Here is a 1,120-nt window from a genome sequence, read left to right on the forward strand (position 1 = left end):
CGAGTGGCAGCGCGGCGGTGCCGGCGGCATCGGCGGCGCGGGCCAGCAGGGCCGGAGTGGGAGCACCGAAGATCTCGGCGACATCGAGAGCGCGGCCCAGCGCGGCATTGACCCGCGTCACCACCCGCATGGCGAGCAGCGAATTGCCGCCCACGGCGAAGAAGTCCTCGTCCGCACCCATCCGGTCCCGGCCCAGCAGTCCGGCCATGACCGTGGCCACCACGGATTCGGCGCCCTCGGCGGGGGCCCGATAGGCGTGGGTCTCCCCCGCCGCGAGGGCCGGCAAGGCCGTGCGGTCGAGCTTTCCGGACGCGTTCACGGGCAGTTCGGCCAGCACCGTGAGCGCCGGGGGGACCATGTAGGCGGGCAGCGCCCGGCCCGCGGCCCCCAGCACGGCCGCGGTGTCGACGGTGACGCCCGCGGCGGGGACCACATAGGCGTGCAGACGGGCATTCTCGCCGGACCCGGCCACCACCACGGCCGCCTGGGTCAGCTGATCGTGTGCGGTGAGCGCCGCCTCGATCTCACCCAGCTCGATCCGCAGGCCGCGCAACTTCACCTGGAAATCGTTGCGGCCCAGATATTCCAGCTCACCGGTGCGATTCCAGCGCACCAGGTCACCGGTCCGGTACATCCGGGCATCGGGATGGAAGGGATCGGCCACGAACCGGTCGGCGGTCAGATCCGGCCGTGCGAGATAGCCGATCGCCAATTGCGTTCCGGCCAGGTACAACTCGCCCGCGACGCCCACCGGCACGGGGCGCAGGGACGAGTCGAGGACATGGACCCGAGTGTTGAACACCGGGCGCCCGATCGGCACCGTCACGGTATCGGCGGTGGTCACCTCGTGGTAGGTCACATCGACCGCGGCCTCGGTGGGACCGTACAGGTTGTGCAGCGCAGCGCCACCGAGCTCCCGCCAGCGTGCCGCGGTACGCACATCGAGAGCCTCACCGGAGGCGAATACGCGGCGCAGGGTCGCCGGAATCGGGGCGGACGCGTCGGCCAGTGCGGCGACGAACGCGGTGAGCATCGACGGTACGAAATGCGCCGTCGTGACCCGCTCCGACTCGATCAACCCCGCCAGATACCCCGGATCACGATGCCCCTCCGACCGCGC

1 protein-coding gene is annotated in these 1,120 nt (G+C 71.3%); it reads right to left on the bottom strand.

Features of this window, described 5'->3' with window-relative positions:
- On the bottom strand, nt 1-1,078 hold a 1,078-nt coding region (locus tag AB0C20_RS36310), incomplete at its 3' end, for an AMP-binding protein (protein WP_357569733.1).
- Between the last annotated feature and the right edge of the window lie 42 nt (nt 1,079-1,120).

This window comes from Micromonospora sp. NPDC048843, assembly GCF_040649965.1.
GTDB classification, from domain to species: Bacteria; Actinomycetota; Actinomycetes; order Mycobacteriales; family Micromonosporaceae; genus Micromonospora; species Micromonospora hortensis.